Source organism: Streptomyces sp. NBC_00016 (genome assembly GCF_045040885.1).
Lineage (GTDB): Bacteria > Actinomycetota > Actinomycetes > Streptomycetales > Streptomycetaceae > Streptomyces > Streptomyces coriariae.
Window position 1 is genome coordinate 8256543 of the sequence record NZ_CP108304.1, and the last position, 18191, is coordinate 8274733.

The 18191-nt window shown below is 71.5% G+C and carries 18 protein-coding genes and 1 riboswitch; of the genes, 10 read left to right on the forward strand and 8 right to left on the reverse strand.

From position 1 onward, the window contains the following. Entirely contained in the window at positions 1–861 is an 861-nt protein-coding gene (locus OG933_RS36630; protein WP_362527362.1) for a helix-turn-helix transcriptional regulator, read from the reverse strand. 213 nt (positions 862–1074) lie between these two features. Here OG933_RS36630 and OG933_RS36635 point away from each other — a divergent pair, with 213 nt between their 5' ends. Next, positions 1075–1557 carry an ATP-binding protein gene (locus OG933_RS36635; RefSeq protein WP_362527365.1) on the forward strand — a complete coding sequence of 161 codons (483 nt, stop codon included), beginning with the start codon at positions 1075–1077 and terminating at the stop codon, positions 1555–1557. Positions 1558–1615: 58 nt separating this feature from the next. Here the strand turns inward: OG933_RS36635 and OG933_RS36640 are convergent, their stop codons facing one another. The 3 genes from OG933_RS36640 to OG933_RS36650 form a co-directional block, all read right to left on the reverse strand. Next, on the reverse strand, positions 1616–2089 hold the full coding sequence (locus OG933_RS36640; protein WP_362271599.1) for a C40 family peptidase: 474 nt from the start codon (positions 2087–2089) through the stop codon (positions 1616–1618). A gap of 3 nt (positions 2090–2092) precedes the next feature. Next, positions 2093–2304: riboswitch (cyclic di-AMP (ydaO/yuaA leader) on the reverse strand. 343 nt (positions 2305–2647) lie between these two features. Further along, positions 2648–2953 carry a hypothetical protein gene (locus tag OG933_RS36645; protein WP_142269183.1) on the reverse strand — a complete coding sequence of 102 codons (306 nt, stop codon included), beginning with the start codon at positions 2951–2953 and terminating at the stop codon, positions 2648–2650. Between the two features lie 7 nt (positions 2954–2960). After that, on the reverse strand, positions 2961–3596 hold the full coding sequence (locus tag OG933_RS36650; RefSeq protein ID WP_362527367.1) for an ATP-dependent Clp protease proteolytic subunit: 636 nt from the start codon (positions 3594–3596) through the stop codon (positions 2961–2963). Positions 3597–3685: 89 nt separating this feature from the next. On the opposite strand from OG933_RS36650, the gene OG933_RS36655 reads away from it, so the two are divergent. Then, positions 3686–3964, forward strand: a complete 279-nt coding sequence (locus OG933_RS36655; RefSeq protein ID WP_362527369.1) for a type II toxin-antitoxin system Phd/YefM family antitoxin — start codon at positions 3686–3688, stop codon at positions 3962–3964. A 134-nt stretch (positions 3965–4098) separates the two neighbouring features. Here the strand turns inward: OG933_RS36655 and OG933_RS36660 are convergent, their stop codons facing one another. Next, entirely contained in the window at positions 4099–5088 is a 990-nt protein-coding gene (locus OG933_RS36660) for an ABC transporter permease (RefSeq protein WP_362527371.1), read from the reverse strand. 302 nt (positions 5089–5390) lie between these two features. Here OG933_RS36660 and OG933_RS36665 point away from each other — a divergent pair, with 302 nt between their 5' ends. The 8 genes from OG933_RS36665 (at position 5391) to OG933_RS36700 (ending at position 12503) form a co-directional block, all read left to right on the forward strand. Beyond that, on the forward strand, positions 5391–6020 hold the full coding sequence (locus OG933_RS36665) for a TetR/AcrR family transcriptional regulator (RefSeq protein WP_362527373.1): 630 nt from the start codon (positions 5391–5393) through the stop codon (positions 6018–6020). A gap of 132 nt (positions 6021–6152) precedes the next feature. Beyond that, positions 6153–6455, forward strand: coding sequence for an urease subunit gamma (locus OG933_RS36670; RefSeq protein WP_028807144.1), 303 nt, complete (start codon positions 6153–6155; stop codon positions 6453–6455). Positions 6456–6465: 10 nt separating this feature from the next. Further along, positions 6466–6777: an urease subunit beta gene (locus OG933_RS36675; RefSeq protein WP_405631190.1), complete on the forward strand. Its 312-nt coding sequence runs from the start codon at positions 6466–6468 to the stop codon at positions 6775–6777. Then, on the forward strand, positions 6770–8491 hold the full coding sequence (locus tag OG933_RS36680; RefSeq protein WP_314219494.1) for an urease subunit alpha: 1722 nt from the start codon (positions 6770–6772) through the stop codon (positions 8489–8491). The genes OG933_RS36675 and OG933_RS36680 overlap by 8 nt, the downstream gene beginning before the upstream one ends. A gap of 32 nt (positions 8492–8523) precedes the next feature. After that, a complete protein-coding gene (locus tag OG933_RS36685) occupies positions 8524–9198 on the forward strand; it encodes an urease accessory protein UreF (protein WP_405631195.1) in 675 nt (224 codons plus the stop codon). A gap of 148 nt (positions 9199–9346) precedes the next feature. Next, entirely contained in the window at positions 9347–10024 is a 678-nt protein-coding gene (gene ureG, locus OG933_RS36690; protein ID WP_362527380.1) for an urease accessory protein UreG, read from the forward strand. 1 nt (position 10025) lies between these two features. Further along, positions 10026–10784 (forward strand): urease accessory protein UreD, encoded by a 759-nt coding sequence (locus tag OG933_RS36695; RefSeq protein ID WP_362527382.1) that lies wholly within the window; start codon positions 10026–10028, stop codon positions 10782–10784. A gap of 186 nt (positions 10785–10970) precedes the next feature. Then, entirely contained in the window at positions 10971–12503 is a 1533-nt protein-coding gene (locus OG933_RS36700) for an alpha/beta hydrolase (protein ID WP_405633615.1), read from the forward strand. An 86-nt stretch (positions 12504–12589) separates the two neighbouring features. On the opposite strand, the gene OG933_RS36705 is transcribed toward OG933_RS36700, so the two are convergent. The 3 genes from OG933_RS36705 to OG933_RS36715 form a co-directional block, all read right to left on the reverse strand. Next, positions 12590–13324 carry a 1-acyl-sn-glycerol-3-phosphate acyltransferase gene (locus tag OG933_RS36705; RefSeq protein ID WP_020131627.1) on the reverse strand — a complete coding sequence of 245 codons (735 nt, stop codon included), beginning with the start codon at positions 13322–13324 and terminating at the stop codon, positions 12590–12592. 900 nt (positions 13325–14224) lie between these two features. Continuing rightward, positions 14225–15478 (reverse strand): SpoIIE family protein phosphatase, encoded by a 1254-nt coding sequence (locus OG933_RS36710; RefSeq protein WP_362536647.1) that lies wholly within the window; start codon positions 15476–15478, stop codon positions 14225–14227. 122 nt (positions 15479–15600) lie between these two features. After that, on the reverse strand, positions 15601–18066 hold the full coding sequence (locus OG933_RS36715; protein WP_405631201.1) for a SpoIIE family protein phosphatase: 2466 nt from the start codon (positions 18064–18066) through the stop codon (positions 15601–15603). Positions 18067–18191: the final 125 nt, after the last annotated feature.

Consider the following 18191-nt stretch of genomic DNA (forward strand, 5'->3'; position numbering starts at 1 on the left):
TTACGCGCCGTCGGCTATCGCGGCGATGTAATCCGATGAGTCCCCGGGCGAAAGGGCGTGCGCCCGAAGGGCGTTGAAGGCCTCGGTGTAGGCCTGGAGGTCTTCTTTCCGTTCGAGATAGAGGCTACTCGTCAAGTGGTCGAGAACAACCACATCCAGATCAGAAGTGCGCGAAAATGAGAAGATAACGAAAGGGCCGGTTACCCCGATATGCGCTCCGGCGGCGAACGGCAGCACCTGGAGCCGAACTTGGGGCAATCGGGCCGCTTCCACGAGCCGACCGAGCTGTCGTGCCATCACCTCGGGCCCGCCCACCTCCCGTCGCAGCACCGCCTCGTCCAGTACCGCGCTCAGTTCCAGCGGCGGCTGCGCGCGCAACACGTCCTGGCGGGCCAGCCGCACCTCCACCAGGGTGTCGAGCTGATCCTCGGCGCCGCCCTCCACGGATGCCCTGGTCACCGCGCGCGCGTACTCGGGTGTCTGCAACAGCCCCGGTACCACCGTCGTCTCCAGGGTGCGCATCGCACTCGCCTGCGACTCCAGACTGATGAAGTCCCGGTAGGTGGGCGGCAGCACCCCGCGGTAGGCGTGCCACCAGTGGTCCCGGCCGCCACTGCCGTCGTCGCCCGCCAACGCCAGCATCAGCTCTCGCAGTTGCGGATCCGCGACACCATAGGCGTCCAGGAGTAACCGCACATCGGCCGGTTTCGATCCACTGATACCGGTCTCGATGCGGCTCACCTTGGACTGGTGCCAGCCCACGAGCCGGGCCGCCTCACCACTGGTGAGGCCCGCCTGGGCGCGCAGATTGCGCAGTTCGGCGCCAAGCTTCCGGCGGCGCACCGCGGGACCGTGCTGCATGGGCTCCTCCTTACTCCTATCGGGCCGACCAAATACGCTCTGCCGTCGCAGAGTTCACCGCATTGGGCGACAGATATATGCATATCTCGGTGGATCCCACCCGTGACCGGCGCGGTAATGGCAGTCTGGCGAAGAAGCACCAGTCCGGGACCGTACTCGAACCATCCGCACCGTGTCGGGCTCCCGGTCCCGTGGGAAAGGGTCGACGTCGCCATGGCAGATCACCTGGAAGCATCCGTCACTCTGCCGAGCGATCCCGCCTCGGTCTACGCTGCTCGCGTATTCGTGGCAGGCGCCCTCGGGGAATGGGGTCTGCCGGCGGACGCGGAGCTGGCCGACGCCGTCCGGCTGATCGTCTCGGAACTCGCCACCAACGCCGTACAGCACACCTTCGGCCAGTCACCCACCTTCACGGTGGACCTGGCCCTCGACCGTGACGAACACCTGCGCGTCGGGGTCACCGACAGCCACCCGCGCTTCCCCAAACGACTGCCGGCCGCCGTCCAGCAGGACAACGGCCGAGGCATGGTGATCATTCGATGGCTGACCGCGGAGTGCGGCGGCAGGCTGAGAGTGCGGCCCACCCGGGAGGGCGGCAAGACGGTCACCGTCGAGCTCCCGTGGGCCGTCCCGGCGGCGGAGCCGGTGGCCGGTGCCCTGGCGGCCCCGGCGGAGGGTGAGCTCCCGGGGCGGTGAAGGCGCGTCAGGACGCCCCCACCACCCCGGGAAACCAGCCCGTGACCCCGGGCAGGCCCTAGCGGACCCGCCCGTACCAGACGCTCTTGGTCCAGATCTTCTGGAGCTTCACCACCTCGCCGGTCTTCGGCGAGTGCCAGATCTTGCCCTTACCCGCGTAGATCCCGACGTGGTACACGTTCGAGCCCGAGTGGAAGAACACGAGGTCGCCTGCCTTGCGGCTCGACGCCTTGATGTGCTTCGTCTTGTTGTACTGCTGGGACGCCGTCCGGGGCAGGCTCTTGCCCGCCTTCTTGAACGAGTACAGCGTGAGCCCGGAGCAGTCGAACCTCTTCGGCCCGGTGGCACCGTACTTGTACGGTGCACCCTTCTTGGAGGCCGCGATCTGGAGCGCCTTCGTCGCCGGTGTGGCGGCCGCGGCGTCGGGGGCGAGCCCCGGGACCACGACCGAGCCGCCCACGGCGGCGATGGCGAAAGCCGAGGCCGTACCGGCCCTGGCCATGAGCGACGGGACACGATTGAGCGCAGTCATGCGCAACCCTTCGTCAGCCGCCTGTGAAGGATGACCTGTCGGATTCGGGCTGGCGAAGTTGCCCGGCCGCTGCTGCGGCTTCACCCCAAGGGCTGCTCGACCCGGTCATGGCGTGACCGTTCCGGCGACCCGTCGTGCTTGGGTCCTCCACTCCTGCCGATGCACTCCTGTCGACCGGTCATCCGGGCGGCGGCAGGACTCGGCGTCCGCCCGGACCGCCCCGCCGCTTGTGGCGGGGGCTTGTCGTCAGTCAGGGATCTTGGCTCACCGATGTCCGAAAATCCCAACGGAACCGGGGATTTGTGGGGTTACTCACCACTCACCTGTTCGGGTGAACACTCTGATGGAGGATCAGGTGTCGAGTCGCTCGAAGGGCTCCCACCAGCGGTGACACCCTCTGTCCGGCCCGCGGAGCGCCCCATTTGCGCAACTTCGGGGCGTCCGGGGAACCCGTAGACACTCTGCCGAACGGGGGTACGCCTTCTGGGCCGTTTCAACTCCGGTCCGGTCGTCACGTCCTGGGCGCGAGCGGTCCGGACCGGAGGCGGGTCGCTCGGGTCAACTGTCGGAGAGCGGAGGCAGCGTGACACGCGCGGTGCGGCGCTCCCCGTCCAGCACGCGCAGAGCCCGCGCGAGCGTCGGCGCGTGCAGCTCGCTCTCGCCCCGCTGGTGCATGAGCGTCAGCGCGTCGCGCAACGCGGTCGCCTTGGTCACCAGAGCCTGGGCGGCGCGCAGTCCGCGGTAGGTGTCGCCGTGGTGGGCGGGATTGATCCGGCCGAGCATGTCGACCACGTCGAGATAGCCGTCGATCAGCTCGGCCTCCGCGCGGGTCAGCGCGGGCAGTGGCGGCAGCTCGGGCACCATCGGCGGCTCACCTCCCGCCGGGCGTGCCGGCCGAGGCCTTGCGGCTGGGGATGATCCCGTCCACCAGGCCGTACTCCACGGCCTCCTGGGCGGTGAGGAACCTGTCCCGCTCGATGTCCGCGGTCACCTGCTCCGGCGTCCGCCCGGTGTGCCGTACGAGCATCTCCTCCAGGCTCGCGCGGGTCCGGGCCAGCTCCTCGGCCTGGATCGCCAGGTCGCTCGCCTGTCCGTGGACGGGCTCGGGCAGGGACGGCTGGCGGATCGTCATCCGCGCGCCCGGCAGTGCGTACCGCTTGCCCGGCGTGCCCGCCGCCAGCAGCACCGCCGCGGACGAGCCCGCCTGACCCAGGCACGTGGTCTCCACGTCGCAGGTGACGTACCGGATCGTGTCGTAGAGGGCCGTCATCGCGCTGAAGGAGCCGCCGGGGGAGTTGATGTACAGCGCGATGTCCCGGTCCGGGTCCTTGTGCTCGAGGTACATGAACTGGGCCATCACGTCGTTCGCCGAGATGTCGTCGATCCGCGTCCCCAGGAAGACGATCCGTTCCTCCAGCAGCTTCGAGTACGGATCCATGGTCCGGTGCCCGAAGCTCGTGCGCTCGGTGAACTCGGGCAGGACATGGCGGGCGGACGGTCGGTTCATCGGAGCCCCTCCTTCTCCGCCGGACGCCTTCTACGTCCGACGGGATCTGTAAAAAATGTACAGGATGTACGTGACGTTAGAATGGGGGTATGGCCTACGAGATTCCGGTGACGCAAGCCAGGGCTGAACTCGCCGACCTGATCAACCGCGTGGTGTACGGCGGTGAACGTGTCGTCGTGACACGCCACGGCAAGCCTCTCGTCGCCCTCGTCTCCGCCGCTGACCTGGAGCGACTCGACGAACTCGACAAGGTCGCGGAGGAGCCGGTGATCAGCTCGGTCACCGCCGTGCGCGAGGTCGCGTCCGCTCCCCGCGAACAGCACCGGTTCGGGGTCACGGCGGAGTACCGGGGCCCGAATCCGTCGTAGGGAGTACCGGATCCGTCGTAGGGAGCACCGGCGGCAAGCACCGGCAGCAAGCGCCGGTCGTAGGCACGCGAAAGGCCGTGCATCCCCGGATCCGGAGGTGCACGGCCCTGTGGGCGGGGCAGGCGACGGGACGGTCAGGCGACGAGTGCCGACCGCCGCGCCTCGGTGGTCGGCTCGGCCCGGGCCGGCCCCGGCTTCAGCTGGGCGCCCAGCAGCACCGCCCCGAGGCCCAGCGCGGCCCACCAGACCAGCGTGAGCGCGGGGCCGGTCGCCGCCGCTCCGTCGAAGAACGACACCGAGCGCAACAGGGTCGTACCGGCACCCGGCGGCAGCCACTGGCCGATCACCCCGACCGGCTCCGGCAGCATCCGCGGCGCCGACGCCGCCCCGGAGAACGGATTCCCGAGGAACATCACCACGAACGACACGGCTCCGATGCCCGGCGTGCCGAGCAGCGCGGCGCAGCCCGCCACGGCCGCGCTCACCGCGAGCGTGGAGAGCCCCAGCACCGCGGCCTCCGCCCACCAGTCGCCGGTGAGCACCCCGAGCCAGCTGTGCGCCAGGGCCGCCGCGACCGACCCGACCAGGGCGGCGGCGCCGACCAGTGCGATCACGGCACGGATCCCGCGCAGGCCCAGCAGGGACACCAGCGCGCCCGCCGCGATCCCGGCGAGGGCCAGCGGCAGCACGCTCGCGCCGAGGGCCGAGCCGCGCGGGTCGGCGGCCGGAGCCGCCACCACGTCCACCGTCTCCACCCGGGTGCCGGAGGCCGCCGCCTGCTGCGCGACCGCCTGCTGCAGCAGCTGGGCGACGAGCGGGCTCGCGGCCGAGGCGGTCAGCAGTTCGGATCCCTCGGCGGTGACGACCACCGCGCCGTATACGGTCCGGTCCTCGACGGCGTCCCGGGCGGCCGTCGCGTCGGCGTAGTGGTGGATCTCGAAGGCGCCCTCGTGCCGGGTCAGCTGCTTCTCCAGCTGCGCGGTCGCGGCGGGCGGACCGGCCACGCCGAGCGGCAGGTCGCGGGGTGCGGTGCGGGCGGCCGGCCAGGCGAAGGCCCAGAGGGCGACGGCGGCGACGGTCGGGACGAGCAGGACGACGGCGATCAGGCGCCGGGTGGCGGACATGGGGACTCCCCCTGGAGGCGTGCGGGACGGCGTGTCGGACGGGTGGGGCTGCGGGCGGGCGGTGGGCGCTGGGCGGTCGGTGTGCGGGCAGGTGGTTGTGCGGGCGGGTGGGCCTGCGAACGAGGCGGCGCGCGGACGGGGCGGCGTGCGGACGGGGCGGGTTGCGGAACGGGTCGGTAGGGGCCGCCTCGGTAGGGGCTGGGGCTCTAAAAAGAAGGATCGTTCGTTTTACCGCTGGCCCACACCGTCCCGCCGGAACCGGCTCCTTGTCAAGAAGGAATGTTCGTTCTACGTTTGGGACCATGGCTCGTGTATCCCAGGCACACCTCGACGCCCGCCGCCGGCAGATCCTCGACGGCGCGTCGATCTGCTTCGCCCGCAACGGCTTCCACGCCACGTCCATGCAGGACGTGCTGAAGGAGGCCGACCTGTCCGCCGGGGCGGTGTACCGCTACTTCAGCGGCAAGGAGGAGCTCATCGCCGCGATCGTCGGCGAGGTGCTGAGCCTGGTCCGCGAGGGCTTCGAGGAGGAGAGCCGGCACATCCCGCCGCCGACCCCCGACGACCTCGTCTCCTCGGTCCTGCGCAGGGTCCTCGCCACCCAGGAGTCCCTGACCGTCGACGGCCGGCCGGCCTTCCCCCGTCTGGTGATCCAGGTGTGGACGGAGACGCTGCGCAACGAGGAGCTGGCGGCGATCCTGAGCGAGGGCTACCGGGGGGTGCGCGACGCGTGGGGGCGGATCGTCGTCGCCTACCAGGAGGCCGGGATGATGCGGTCCGACGTGGCGCCGGACGACGTGGCGCGCACGATGATCGCCGTCGTGCTGGGCTTCCTCGTCCAGCAGTCGCTGTACGGTCCCGCACCGGTCGAGGTGCTGCGCGACGGACTGCGCGCGTTGATGAGCGTGTCGCCGCCGCTTTCGGGGGCCTGAATCGATCACAGCTCGGTTAACTTGCTCGAAATGCGGTCCAACTAGCCTGCCGATCCATGCCACCAGGGTCTTTTCCCCGTGGCCGCGGCAACCGGGCCCCGCACGGTCCGGAGCGAGGATGTGAGGTGGGACGTGCAACTGACCCCGCACGAGCAGGAGAGGCTGCTGATCCACGTGGCGGCCGACGTCGCCGAGAAGCGCCGGGCCCGCGGGCTCAGGCTCAACCACCCGGAGGCCGTGGCCCTCATCACGGCGCACATCCTCGAAGGCGCGCGTGACGGCCGCACGGTGGCCGAGCTCATGTCCTCCGGCCGCAAGCTGCTCACCCGCGACGACGTCATGGAGGGCATCCCCGAGATGATCCACGACGTCCAGGTCGAGGCCACCTTCCCGGACGGCACCAAGCTCGTCACCGTCCACGATCCGATCGTCTGAGGGGGCCTCGATGATTCCCGGAGAGATCCTGTTCGCCGCGGACCCCGTCGTCTACAACGAGGGCCGCGAGGTCACCCGGCTCACCGTCCTCAACGCCGCCGACCGGCCCGTCCAGGTCGGCTCCCACTACCACTTCGCCGAGGCCAACCCCGGCCTGGAGTTCGACCGCGTCGCCGCGCGCGGCCGGCGGCTGAACGTCGCCGCCGGCACCGCCGTGCGCTTCGAGCCCGGCATCCCCGTCGACGTCGAACTCGTCCCCCTCGCCGGCGCCCGCGTCGTGCCCGGTCTGCGCGGGGAGACCGGAGGTGCCCTCGATGCCTGAGATCTCGCGTGCCGCGTACGCCGACCTGTTCGGCCCGACGACCGGCGACCGCATCCGGCTCGCCGACACCGACCTGCTGATCGAGATCGAGGAGGACCGCTGCGGCGGCCCCGGACTCGCCGGTGAGGAGGCGGTCTTCGGCGGCGGCAAGGTCATCCGTGAGTCCATGGGACAGTCCCGCGCCACGCGCGCGGACGGCACGCCCGACACCGTCATCACGGGCGCGGTCGTCGTCGACCACTGGGGTGTGGTGAAGGCCGACGTCGGTATCCGCGACGGGCGCATCACCGGCATCGGCAAGGCCGGCAACCCCGACACGATGGACGGGGTCCACCCGGACCTGGTCATCGGCCCGGAGACCGAGATCATCGCGGGCAACGGACGGATCCTGACCGCCGGCGCGGTCGACGCCCACGTCCACTTCATCTGTCCGCAGATCGCCGACGAGGCGTTGTCCGCCGGTGTCACCACGCTGGTCGGCGGCGGCACCGGGCCGGCCGAGGGCTCGAAGGCGACCACCGTGACGCCCGGCCCGTGGCACCTCGCGCGGATGCTGGAGGCGATGGAGCAGTACCCGCTGAACATCGGTTTCCTCGGCAAGGGCAACACCGTCTCGCAGGACGCGATGCTGTCGCAGATCCGGGGCGGGGCGCTCGGTCTGAAGCTGCACGAGGACTGGGGCTCGACGCCGGCCGTCATCGACGCCTCGCTGACCGTCGCCGACCGGACGGGCATCCAGGTCGCGATCCACACGGACACCCTCAACGAGGCCGGGTTCGTGGGCGACACGCTCGCCGCGATCGCCGGCCGCGGCATCCACGCCTACCACACCGAGGGTGCGGGCGGCGGACACGCGCCGGACATCATGACCGTCGTCTCCGAGCCGCACGTGCTGCCGAGCTCCACGAACCCGACGCGGCCGTACACCGTGAACACCGCCGAGGAACACCTCGACATGCTGATGGTGTGCCATCACCTCAACCCGGCGGTCCCGGAGGACCTGGCGTTCGCCGAGTCGAGGATCCGGCCGTCGACGATCGGCGCCGAGGACGTCCTGCACGACCTCGGGGCGATCTCGATCATCTCCTCCGACGCGCAGGCCATGGGCCGGGTCGGCGAGGTCATCCTGCGGACCTGGCAGACGGCGCACGTCATGAAGCGGCGCAGGGGCTCCCTGCCGGGCGACGGCCGGGCGGACAACCACCGGGTACGCCGCTACATCGCCAAGTACACGATCAACCCCGCGCTCGCGCAGGGCCTGGCCCGCGAGATCGGCTCGGTCGAGGGCGGCAAGCTCGCCGACCTGGTGCTGTGGGAGCCGGCATTCTTCGGCGTCAAGCCGCACCTCGTGATCAAGGGCGGGCAGATCGCATACGCGCAGATGGGCGACGCCAACGCCTCGATCCCGACGCCGCAGCCGATCCTGCCGCGTCCGATGTACGGCGCGATCGGCCGGGCACCCGCCTCGAACTCGTTCAACTTCGTGGCGCCGCTCGCGATCGAGGACGGACTGCCGGAGCGTCTGCAGCTGGGCAAGAAGTTCGTCGCCATCGAGTCCACGCGCGGTGTCACCAAGGCGGACATGCGGGAGAACGACGCCCGGCCGCGCGTCCAGGTCGACCCCGACAGTTTCGCCGTGCACATCGACGGGGAGCTGGTCGAGGCGACACCGGCCGCCGAACTGCCCATGGCGCAGCGCTACTTCCTGTTCTGATCCTGTTCCGATCCGGTTCTGAGGACATCGATGTGACAAGGGCAGCACTGCTCGTCCTGGCCGACGGCCGCTTCCCCGCCGGAGGACACGCGCACTCCGGCGGGGCGGAGGAGGCCGTCAAGGCGGGACGGATCTCCGGCGCGACGAGCCTGGAGGCCTTTCTCCGGGGGAGGTTGCACACCACGGGGCTGGTGACCGCCGCGCTGGCGGCCGCCGCCGCGGCCGGCGGGGATCCGGCGGAGCTGGACGCGGCGGCGGACGCCCGCACCCCGTCCCCGGCGCTTCGGCTGACCGCCAGGAAGCTGGGCCGGCAGCTGATGCGGGCCGCCCGGGCGGCCTGGCCGAGCGCCGAACTCGACGCCCTGGCACGGGAGTTCCCCAAGGGGGCGCATCAACCGGTGGTGTTGGGGCTGACCGCGCGGGCGGCCGGGCTCGGGGCGGCGGACGCCGCGTACTGCTCGGTCTACGAAAGCGTGAGCGGACCGGCGACGGCCGTGGTGCGGCTGCTGAGCCTGGACCCGTTCGAGGCGACGGCGGTGCTGGCCCGGCTGGCACCGGAGCTGGACCGGGTGGTCGACCGGGCGGTGGTCGCGGGGTCGGCCGTCGCCACGGCCGGGGTCGACGCGCTGCCGGCGGCTTCGGCGCCGCTGCTGGAGATCGGGGCGGAGGTTCATGCCGCGTGGCCGGTACGGCTGTTCGCCTCCTAGCCACCGCGGCGGAGCCGTTGACCGATGCGGCCGCCCCCGCCGCCCCTTCCCTTTCCCGACCCTGGGGGCTCCGCCCCCAGACCCCCGTTCGGCCCTGAAAGGGCCTCGTCCTCAAACGCCGGACGGGCTGATCCGAGGAGCCGTAGTCATGCATCTCGACCACACCCCCCACGGTCCCGCCGCCGTCGGCGCCGACGCGCGTCGGGCCGACGGTTCGCGCCGCGCCCTCCGTATCGGGCTCGGCGGTCCCGTCGGGTCCGGCAAGACCGCCACCGTCGCCGCGCTCTGCCGCACCCTGCGGGACGAACTGTCCCTCGCCGTCGTCACCAACGACATCTACACCCGCGAGGACGCCGAGTTCCTCCTCAGGGAGGCCGTGCTGCCGCCCGAGCGGATCACGGCCGTCGAGACGGGAGCCTGTCCGCACACCGCGATCCGGGACGACATCTCCGCCAACCTCGAGGCCGTGGAGGACCTGGAGGACGAGGTCGGCCCGCTGGACCTGATCCTCGTCGAGTCCGGTGGCGACAATCTCACCGCGACCTTCTCCAAGGGCCTCGTGGACGCGCAGATCTTCGTCATCGATGTCGCGGGCGGGGACGACATCCCCCGCAAGGGCGGGCCCGGTGTCACCACCGCCGACCTGCTCGTCGTCAACAAGACCGACCTCGCGCCGTACGTCGGCTCCGACCTCGCCCGGATGGCCGCCGACGCCAAGGCCCAGCGGGCCGAACTGCCGGTCGTCTTCCAGTCGCTGCGGAGCGAGGGCGGTGTCCAGGACGTCGCCGCGTGGGTGCGGGCGCAGTTCGCCGCCTGGACGGCGTGACATGAGCGGAGTGCACGCCACCGCGCGGATCGGGGCGAGGGACGACGGACGCGGGGGGACCTCCCTGCCCGTCCTCGAGAGCGACGGACCGCTCGCCCTGCGCCGCACCCGGGGCACCGCCGGCGAGGCGCGCGTCATGCTCGTCGGCGCGATGAGCGGACCTCTCGGCGGCGACCGTTTCGCCGTCGAGGCCGACGTGGGGAACGGCGCCCGGCTGCACGTCGGTTCGGCCGCCGCCACCATCGCCCTGCCCGGGCAGGCGAAGGACGAGGCCCACTACGACGTCCGCCTCACGGTCGCCGACGGTGGTGAACTGCGCTGGCTGCCCGAGCAGTTGATCTCGGCGAGGGGGAGCGATCTGTTCGTCACCACGCGGGCCGAGCTCGGGGCCGACGCCCGGCTCGTCCTGCGCGAGGAGCAGGTGCTCGGCCGGGTGGGGGAGGAGCCGGGGAGGCTGACCAGCCGGCTCACCGTGCGGGTCGCCGGGCGGGTCGTCCTCGATCAGGAACTGGCCTGCGGGCCCGGCGCGCCCGGCGGCTGGGACGGGCCCGCCGTCCTGGCGGAGTATCGTGCGGTGGGCCAACTCGTCGTCGTCCGACCGGAGTTCCGCGAGGCCCCGACCGAGGCCCGGAACATCGGTGAGCACGCCCGTGTCATGCCGCTGGCCGGGCCGGCGGCTCTCGTCACCGCCGTCGCGCCCGACGCGCTGCGGCTGCGGCGGGCGTTGGACGAGGCGCTCGCCGATGTCGACATCCGGTGAGCGGTACATCACTTTCCGGTTATCGGATTGGCAAAGAAGGTCAACGACACCTTTTCTCAGGTGCCTCACAGCCGCGAGGATCCCTCTGCCGCCATCACCAGGTAGGGGAGTTCCCACTTGAAGGACATACGACCGAACAAGCGCACCACGGCGCTCGGCTCGGCCGGCGTACTCGTCGCCGCGACGATGCTCGCCGGCGCTTTCGCGGCGCCCACGGCCAGCGCGACCAGCGGCCGTCCGGGGCAGGACCGGGAGGCGCGCGGTGCCGCGATCGCGGCGGAGCGCGCCGGCAAGGCCGGCATCGACTGGCAGGACTGCCCCGCCGACTGGGGCCTGGAGAAGCCGATCCAGTGCGGCTGGGTCACCGTGCCGCTCGACTACGCCAAGCCCAACGGCAAGCAGATCAAGCTGGCCGTCGACCGCATCGGCAACACGGGCACCGCCGCGGAGCGCCAGGGCGCGCTCGTCTACAACCCCGGCGGCCCCGGCGGCTCGGGCCTGCGCTTCCCGCGCCGCGTCACCACCAAGGCCCCCGTCTGGACCAACGTGGCGAAGGCCTACGACTTCGTGGGCTTCGACCCGCGCGGGGTCGGCCACTCCGCGCCCATCTCCTGCATCGACCCGCAGGAGTTCGTCAAGGCGCCGAAGGCCGACCCGGTCCCGGACAGCGAGGCCGACAAGCTCGCCCAGATCAAGCTCGCCCGTGAGTACGCGGACGGGTGCGCCGAGCGCAGCGGCAAGGCCGTGCTGGCGCAGATGACCACCCCGAACACCGTCCGTGACCTGGACGTCATCCGCGCCGCCCTGGGCGAGAAGAAGCTCAACTTCCTGGGCGTCTCCTACGGCACCTACATCGGCGCCGTCTACGGCACCATGTTCCCGGGCCACCTGCGCCGCATGATCGTCGACAGCGTGGTCAACCCCTCCCGCGAGAAGATCTGGTACGAGGCCAACCTCGACCAGGACGTCGCCTTCGAGGGCCGCTGGAAGGACTGGCAGGACTGGGTCGCCGCCAACGACGCCACCTTCCACCTCGGCACCACCCGCGCCGCCGTCCAGGCCAAGTGGCTCGAACTGCGCGCCACCGCGAAGAAGAACCCCATCGGCGGGATCGTCGGCCCGGCCGAGCTGATCTCCTTCTTCCAGAGCGCCCCGTACTACGACTCCTCGTGGGTTCCGGTCGCCACCGTCTTCAGCAAGTACTTCGCGGGAGACACCCAGGCGCTCGTCGACGCGGCCGCCCCGGACCTGACCGACACGGCCGGCAACATCTCCTCGGAGAACGGCAACGCCGTCTACACCGCCGTCGAGTGCACCGACGCCAAGTGGCCCACCAGCTGGCGGAAGTGGAACAGCGACAACACGCGGCTCAACAAGGACTACCCGTTCATGACCTGGGCCAACGCGTGGATGAACCTGCCGTGCGCCTTCTGGCCGGTCCAGCAGCAGACCCCGGTGGACGTCAAGACCCACAAGGGCCTGCCGCAGGTGCTCATCGTGCAGTCCACGGATGACGCGGCCACCCCGTACGAGGGTGCCGTCGAACTGCACAAGCGCTTCAAGGGCTCCCGCCTGATCACCGAGAAGGACGCCGGCTCCCACGGAGTGACCGGCCTGGTGAACACCTGCATCAACTCCCGGGTGGACGCCTACCTGCTCACCGGCAAGCTGGACACCGCGGACGTGACCTGCGCGCCGCACGCCACGCCCAAGCCGTAGCACCCCCGCGCGACAGCGAAGGGCGGCCGGAGTGATCCGGCCGCCCTTTCAGTCGTCCTGACGGACCATCGATTCGTGAGGGGCCGTCAACGTGACGGCAGGCGCGGGAACTTGCGCTCCTTCTCGGCCTTGGCCGCCTTCGCCGCGGCCTCCTCCGCCTTGGCGACGGCCGCGTACTGGTCCACGTACTCCTGCTCGGACAGCGTCAGGATCGCGTACATGATCTCGTCGGTGATCGCCCGCAGCACCGCCTTCTCGTTCTCCATGCCGAGGTAGCGGGAGAAGTCGAGGGGCTTGCCGAACCGGATCACCACGGGGTGCAGGGTCGGGATCACCTTGCCGGGCGGCTGCGCCTCGAAGGTGCCGATCATCGCGCAGGGGATGACGGGGACCTGAGCCCTGAGCGCCATCACCGCCACCCCGACCTTGCCCTTGTACAGGCGGCCGTCGTGCGAGCGGGTGCCCTCCGGGTAGATACCGAGCAGCTCGTCCTTGGCGAGCACACCGAGGCCCTCGCGGATCGCGGCCTGGCCCGCCTCCTTGCCCGAGCGGTCGACCGGGATCTGGCCCGCGCTGCGGAAGAAGGCCGCCGTCAGCCGGCCCTTGATGCCGGGACCCGTGAAGTACTCGGCCTTCGCGAGGAAGGTGATGCGGCGCTTGAGGATCGCGGGCATCAGGAAGTGGTCCGAGAACGACAGATGGTTCCCGGCGACGATCGCCGGACCCGACTCCGGTACGTGCTCGAGGCCTTCGATCCGCGGTCGGAAGACCAGTCTCAGCAGGGGGCCCAGCAAGACGTACTTGAGCACGTAGTAGAACAAAGGGTGGCTCCTCACTCCAGCGGGTTTGCCCAACCGCCGTGTTCCGGCTGGTCAGCCGGTAAGTCGTGGGGTGTAAGTGTAGGTGCCGGGGCCGACTGTGCGGAAGCACGGGGCGAAGCTGCCCGGGGAGCCGCTCGCAGAGCCACGTGTTTGCGTCACAGAGGCTGAATCCACTATTTTTCCGCGGTTGCTCATACTTCTCCGAAGGTGGCAAATGGAATAGAGGGGTCTCACCGAGGTCACGGCACACCTGAATGCGGCGCGGACCGCTCTGCAGGGGCCCGAGGGGTAAAAGATCCGTAGGCGTATGTCAGGCGCTCCGGCGGGTCGGGCGTTGGTGAATATGCGCGAGGCCGAGGTGGCCCTGCTGCGCATCGCCTCGCAGGAGGAACTCCGTGACAAGGACTCCGCGGGATCGGCCGATGTGTTTTTTTCCTGGAGTTCATCGGAATGCTTGCCGCCGCCGTAGCGGGATCCGTCGGGCGCTCTCCTGGCGGCGGGGGGAATACTGCTGATGAGTGGGGAGTTCTTCCCGGGTCCGACACGGCTCGACACGCCGACTCAGGTGATTGCTTGGGGAATCGCCTTCGGAATTCCTCAGGAGTCGCTCACCCGGGCCGTGGACAGACAGGGACGCTCCCTGCTCGACAACATCAAGGGGCCCGGCAGCGAAACTGCGCCTCCGTCGAATTCCGGTTCGCGTACGGCCGGGCCGGCCGTCGAGCGGGCCGCGGCCCCGCCGACCGCCGAACCGACTGCCTCTCTCGGGTCACGCGTCCGTCGTGGCCGTCGTGGCCGTCGTGGCTGTCGTGGCCGACGAGGTCGATGTGGTCGATGTGACTGACGAGCCGATGTGACTGACGAGGTGTACAGGCGGGGGACCCGCACGGCCGCGCCCCCTCACAGCCGCACGATCACCAGGGCCGTGTCGTCGGTCGCCCCGCCGGGCGGCAGCAACTCCAGCAGGACGGCGTCGGCGAGGGACTCGGGGTCCGCCTCCCGGTGCCGTGCCAGGGCGTCGGCGAGGCGGGCGAGACCCGTGTCGATGTCCTCGCGCCGCCGTTCCACGAGTCCGTCGGTGTACAGCGCGAGCGTGGCGCCGCTGTCGTAGGCGGTGCGTGCCTGGGGCCGGGGGACCGGCGTGGGCCGGGCGTCGAGCGGGGGGTCGGTGGCCCGGTCGAGGAACTCCACCCGGCCGTCGGTGTGGACGAGCACGGGCGGGGGATGCCCGGCGCTGCTGTAGGTGATGATGTGGTGGTCGAAGTCGATGAACGTGGTGACCGCGGTGGCGGATTCGGCGCCGTCCACGACGTGCGCGTACCGCCCGAGGACGTTCAGCGCCTCGGCCGGGCCCGCGGCGACCCGGGAGGCCGCGCTGAGGGCACTGCGCAGCTGGCCCATCACTCCGGCCGCCTCCAGACCGTGCCCGACGACGTCGCCGACCGACACGCCGATGCGGTTGCCGCCGACGAGGTCCACCAGGTCGTACCAGTCGCCGCACACGTTGAGCGCGCCGACCGCCGGCCGGTAGCGCACGGCGGCCCGGTGGTGCCCGACCTGCCGGCCGGCGGGCAGCATCGCCTCCTGAAGGGCGAGGGCCACCTCGCGCTCACGGGCATGGGCCAGCCGCAGCCGCTCGTTGAGTTCCTGGAGCTCGCGGGCGCGGGTGTACAGCTCGGCCTCCAGGACACGGCCCCGGCTGCCCGCCCGTGCTCCGTCCCCGCCCGTCCCGCGGCCGCCGCGGGCCCGGATCAGTTCGGTGACCTCCTCGACCCGGTGCACGATCAGCACCACCGAGCCGTCCGGCCCGTGCACGGGCGCGTTGACGGGGCTCCAGTAGCGCTCGTCCCACTCGCCGGGCCGCTCGCTCGACTCGACGTCGTAACGCTGGAGCGCCATGGCCTCCCGCTCGCCGGTGGCCAGCACCCGCCGCAGTGAGGCCTCCAGGTTGCGCATGCCGCTCGCGGCCCCGTCGTCGGGATTGTCGGGGAAGACCTCGAAGACGTGCCGGCCGATCAACTGCTCGCGCCTGCGGCCGGACACGCGCAGGAACTCCCTGTTGGCGTCCGCGTACACCAGCTCGGGTGTCAGCAGCGCCACCGCGCCCGGCAACGCCTGGAACACCGCCGTGTAGTCGATCGCCGTGTCGTTCATGGCAGCGTCCCATCCGCCGGTTTTGCGTCATTTTCTCATGTGATGTGACGAATGGGGTGGGTGGGCCGCTCCGTGGAGCCGGTCAGAGTCGGTCAGGGCCGGTCGGTACCGGCGAGGGCCGGTCAGGCATCGGGATCCGTGAGCGACTGCTCGGCCCAGATGATCTTGCCCTCGGGGAGGAAGCGGGTGCCCCACCGCTGCGTGACCTGCGAGACCAGCAGCAGCCCGCGGCCGCCCTCGTCGGTGGCGCGCGGATGGCGCAGATGCGGCGCGGTGGTGCCGCCGTCGAAGACCTCGCAGACCAGGGTGCGCTCGCGGATCAGCCGCAGCCGGATCGGTCCGGTGGCGTACCGGATGGCGTTGGTGACCAGCTCGCTCACGACCAGCTCGGTGGTGAACGACAGCTCGGCCAGACCCCACTCCGCCAACCGGCGGCTCGCGGTCTTGCGGGCCTCGGCCACCGCCGCCGGGTCGGCGGGCAGTTCCCAGTCGGCGACCCGCTCGGCCGACAGCCGACGGGTCCGGGCCATCAGCAGGGCCACGTCGTCGTACGGGCGGGCCGGGACCAGGGCGTCGATCACCGTCCCGCAGCGCAGCTCGAGGGTGTCCGCCGACTGCTCCAGGGCCTGCCGCAGCCGTTCCCGGTCGGTGTCCAGCGCCCACCGCTCGCCCCGGGCCAGCAGACCGTCCGTGTGCAGCGCCAGCGTGCTGCCCTCCGGCAGGGTCACCTCGGCCGACTCGAACGGCGGCCCGCCCGCACCGAGCGGCGAGCCCTGGGGCAGCTCGATGAACGTGACGCTGCCGTCGGGCAGGACGACGGCCGGGGCGGGGTGCCCCGCCGCGGCCATCACGCACCGCCCGTCGACGGGGTCGTACACGACGTACACGCACGCGGCGCCCACGGTCTGGGCACCGCCCGACCGCGGTTCCTGCGGCTCCGTCTCGGCCGCCACGCCCTCCTCGTCGTCCATGCGGGCGACGAGGTCGTCGAGGTGCGCGAGGATCTCCGCAGGCGGCAGGTCGAGGGCGGCCAGGGTGCGCACGGCGGTCCGTACCCGCCCCATGGCCGCGGCGGCGTCGATGCCGTGCCCCGGCACCTCGCCGACGACCAGCGCCACCCGCGCACCCGACAGCGGGATCAGGTCGTACCAGTCGCCGCCGAGACCGGTCAGCTCGTCGGCCGGCCGGTAGCAGGCGGCCACCTCGACCGCGTCCTGCTCGGGCAGCCGGCGGGGGAGCAGATTGCGCTGGAGCACCAGGGCCGCGTCGCGCTCGCGCGTGTAGCGGCGCGCGTTGTCCACGCAGACGGCCGCCCGCGAGACGAGGTCCTCGGCGAGCGCCAGATCGTCCTCGCCGAAGGGCTCGTGCCGGTGGCGCCGCAGGAACGTGGTCACGCCGAGGGTGACCCCCCGCGCCCGGACCGGCACGATCAGGGCACTGGGCGGCTCGGAACCGGCGGGCAGCTCCGCGACCCACTCCTCGGTGAGCGGATCGAGCGGGTCGAGCGGATCGAGCCGTTCGACCCGCCAGGGCCGTCCGCCGACCAGAGCGCGCACCGCCGGCGAGCCGCCCCGGTGCACGACCTCGCGGCTGCCGGTCGCGACCCCGGGATCGCCGGTCGCCCGCCGTCCCGCCCTGCGCAGGGTGACGGAGTCGTCCGCGTCGTCCGACACCTGGCCGGGCGAGGGCTCCGCGCCCCGCAACACCGGCTCCAGCAGATCCACGGTGACGAGGTCGGCGAACCCCGGCACCGCCACGTCCGCCAGCTCCTGAGCGGTCCGGGCGATGTCCAGGCTGCGGCCGATGCGCCGGCCGGCCCGGTCGAGCAGGGCGAGCCGCTGCCGGGCGCGGTGCCGCTCGGTCATGTCCACGACCGTGTAGTAGACGCCCATCGGGGCGCCGTGCTCGTCGTCCAGACGGGTGAACGACAGCATGTGCGCCGTCTCGCGGTGCGGCGCCGCCCGTACCCGCCCGACGAGCTCGTAGCCGAGCACCGGCTCACCGGTCGCCAGCACCCGTCGCATCTGTGCCTCGATCGCCTCCGAGTTCAGCCCCGGCTGGACCTCGGCCAGCCGCAGCCCCAGCCGGCTCTCCGGCGGACCGCCGCCGAACTGGGTCAGGGCCGCGTTCGACCACACGAAACGCAGGTCGGCGTCGACCATCGCGATACCGATCGGGGAGCCGCCGATCATCTGCTCCAGCACCGCGCGGCTCATGTCCCAGCCGGGAGCGTCGGCCATCTCGTTGACCAGGACCAGCCAGCGCGCGCTGCCGCCGGGCTCATCGGCCGAGGTGATCCGCGCCATCACGGACACCGGCGGTCCGTCCCGGCGGCGGGCGGACAGCAGCCCGGCCCAGCCGCCGTCCCGCCGGCACCGGTCCATGACGTACGGCAGCCGCTCGGCGTCCCCGGGGGCGAGCAGCCGGGCCAGGTCCTCGCCCACCGCCTCGGCGGCCGCATATCCCAGCAAGCGCTCGGCTTCCCTGGTCCAGCTCGTCACCACCCCTTGAGCGTCGAGCAGCAGGGGGGCGGTGTCCGCCACGTCGAACCACCGGCGGGCAACGTCGTCCTCGTCGTGTGTGCCCACGGCCGACCTCTCTGTCGCTGAGAGTGGTCTACCACCTCCTGACTCAATCTTCACCCTGCCTGCACGACAGCGGCCGAGCCACCCGGGAGGCGGCGGCCGCGCGCAGGCGCGGCCGGGAATCCGCG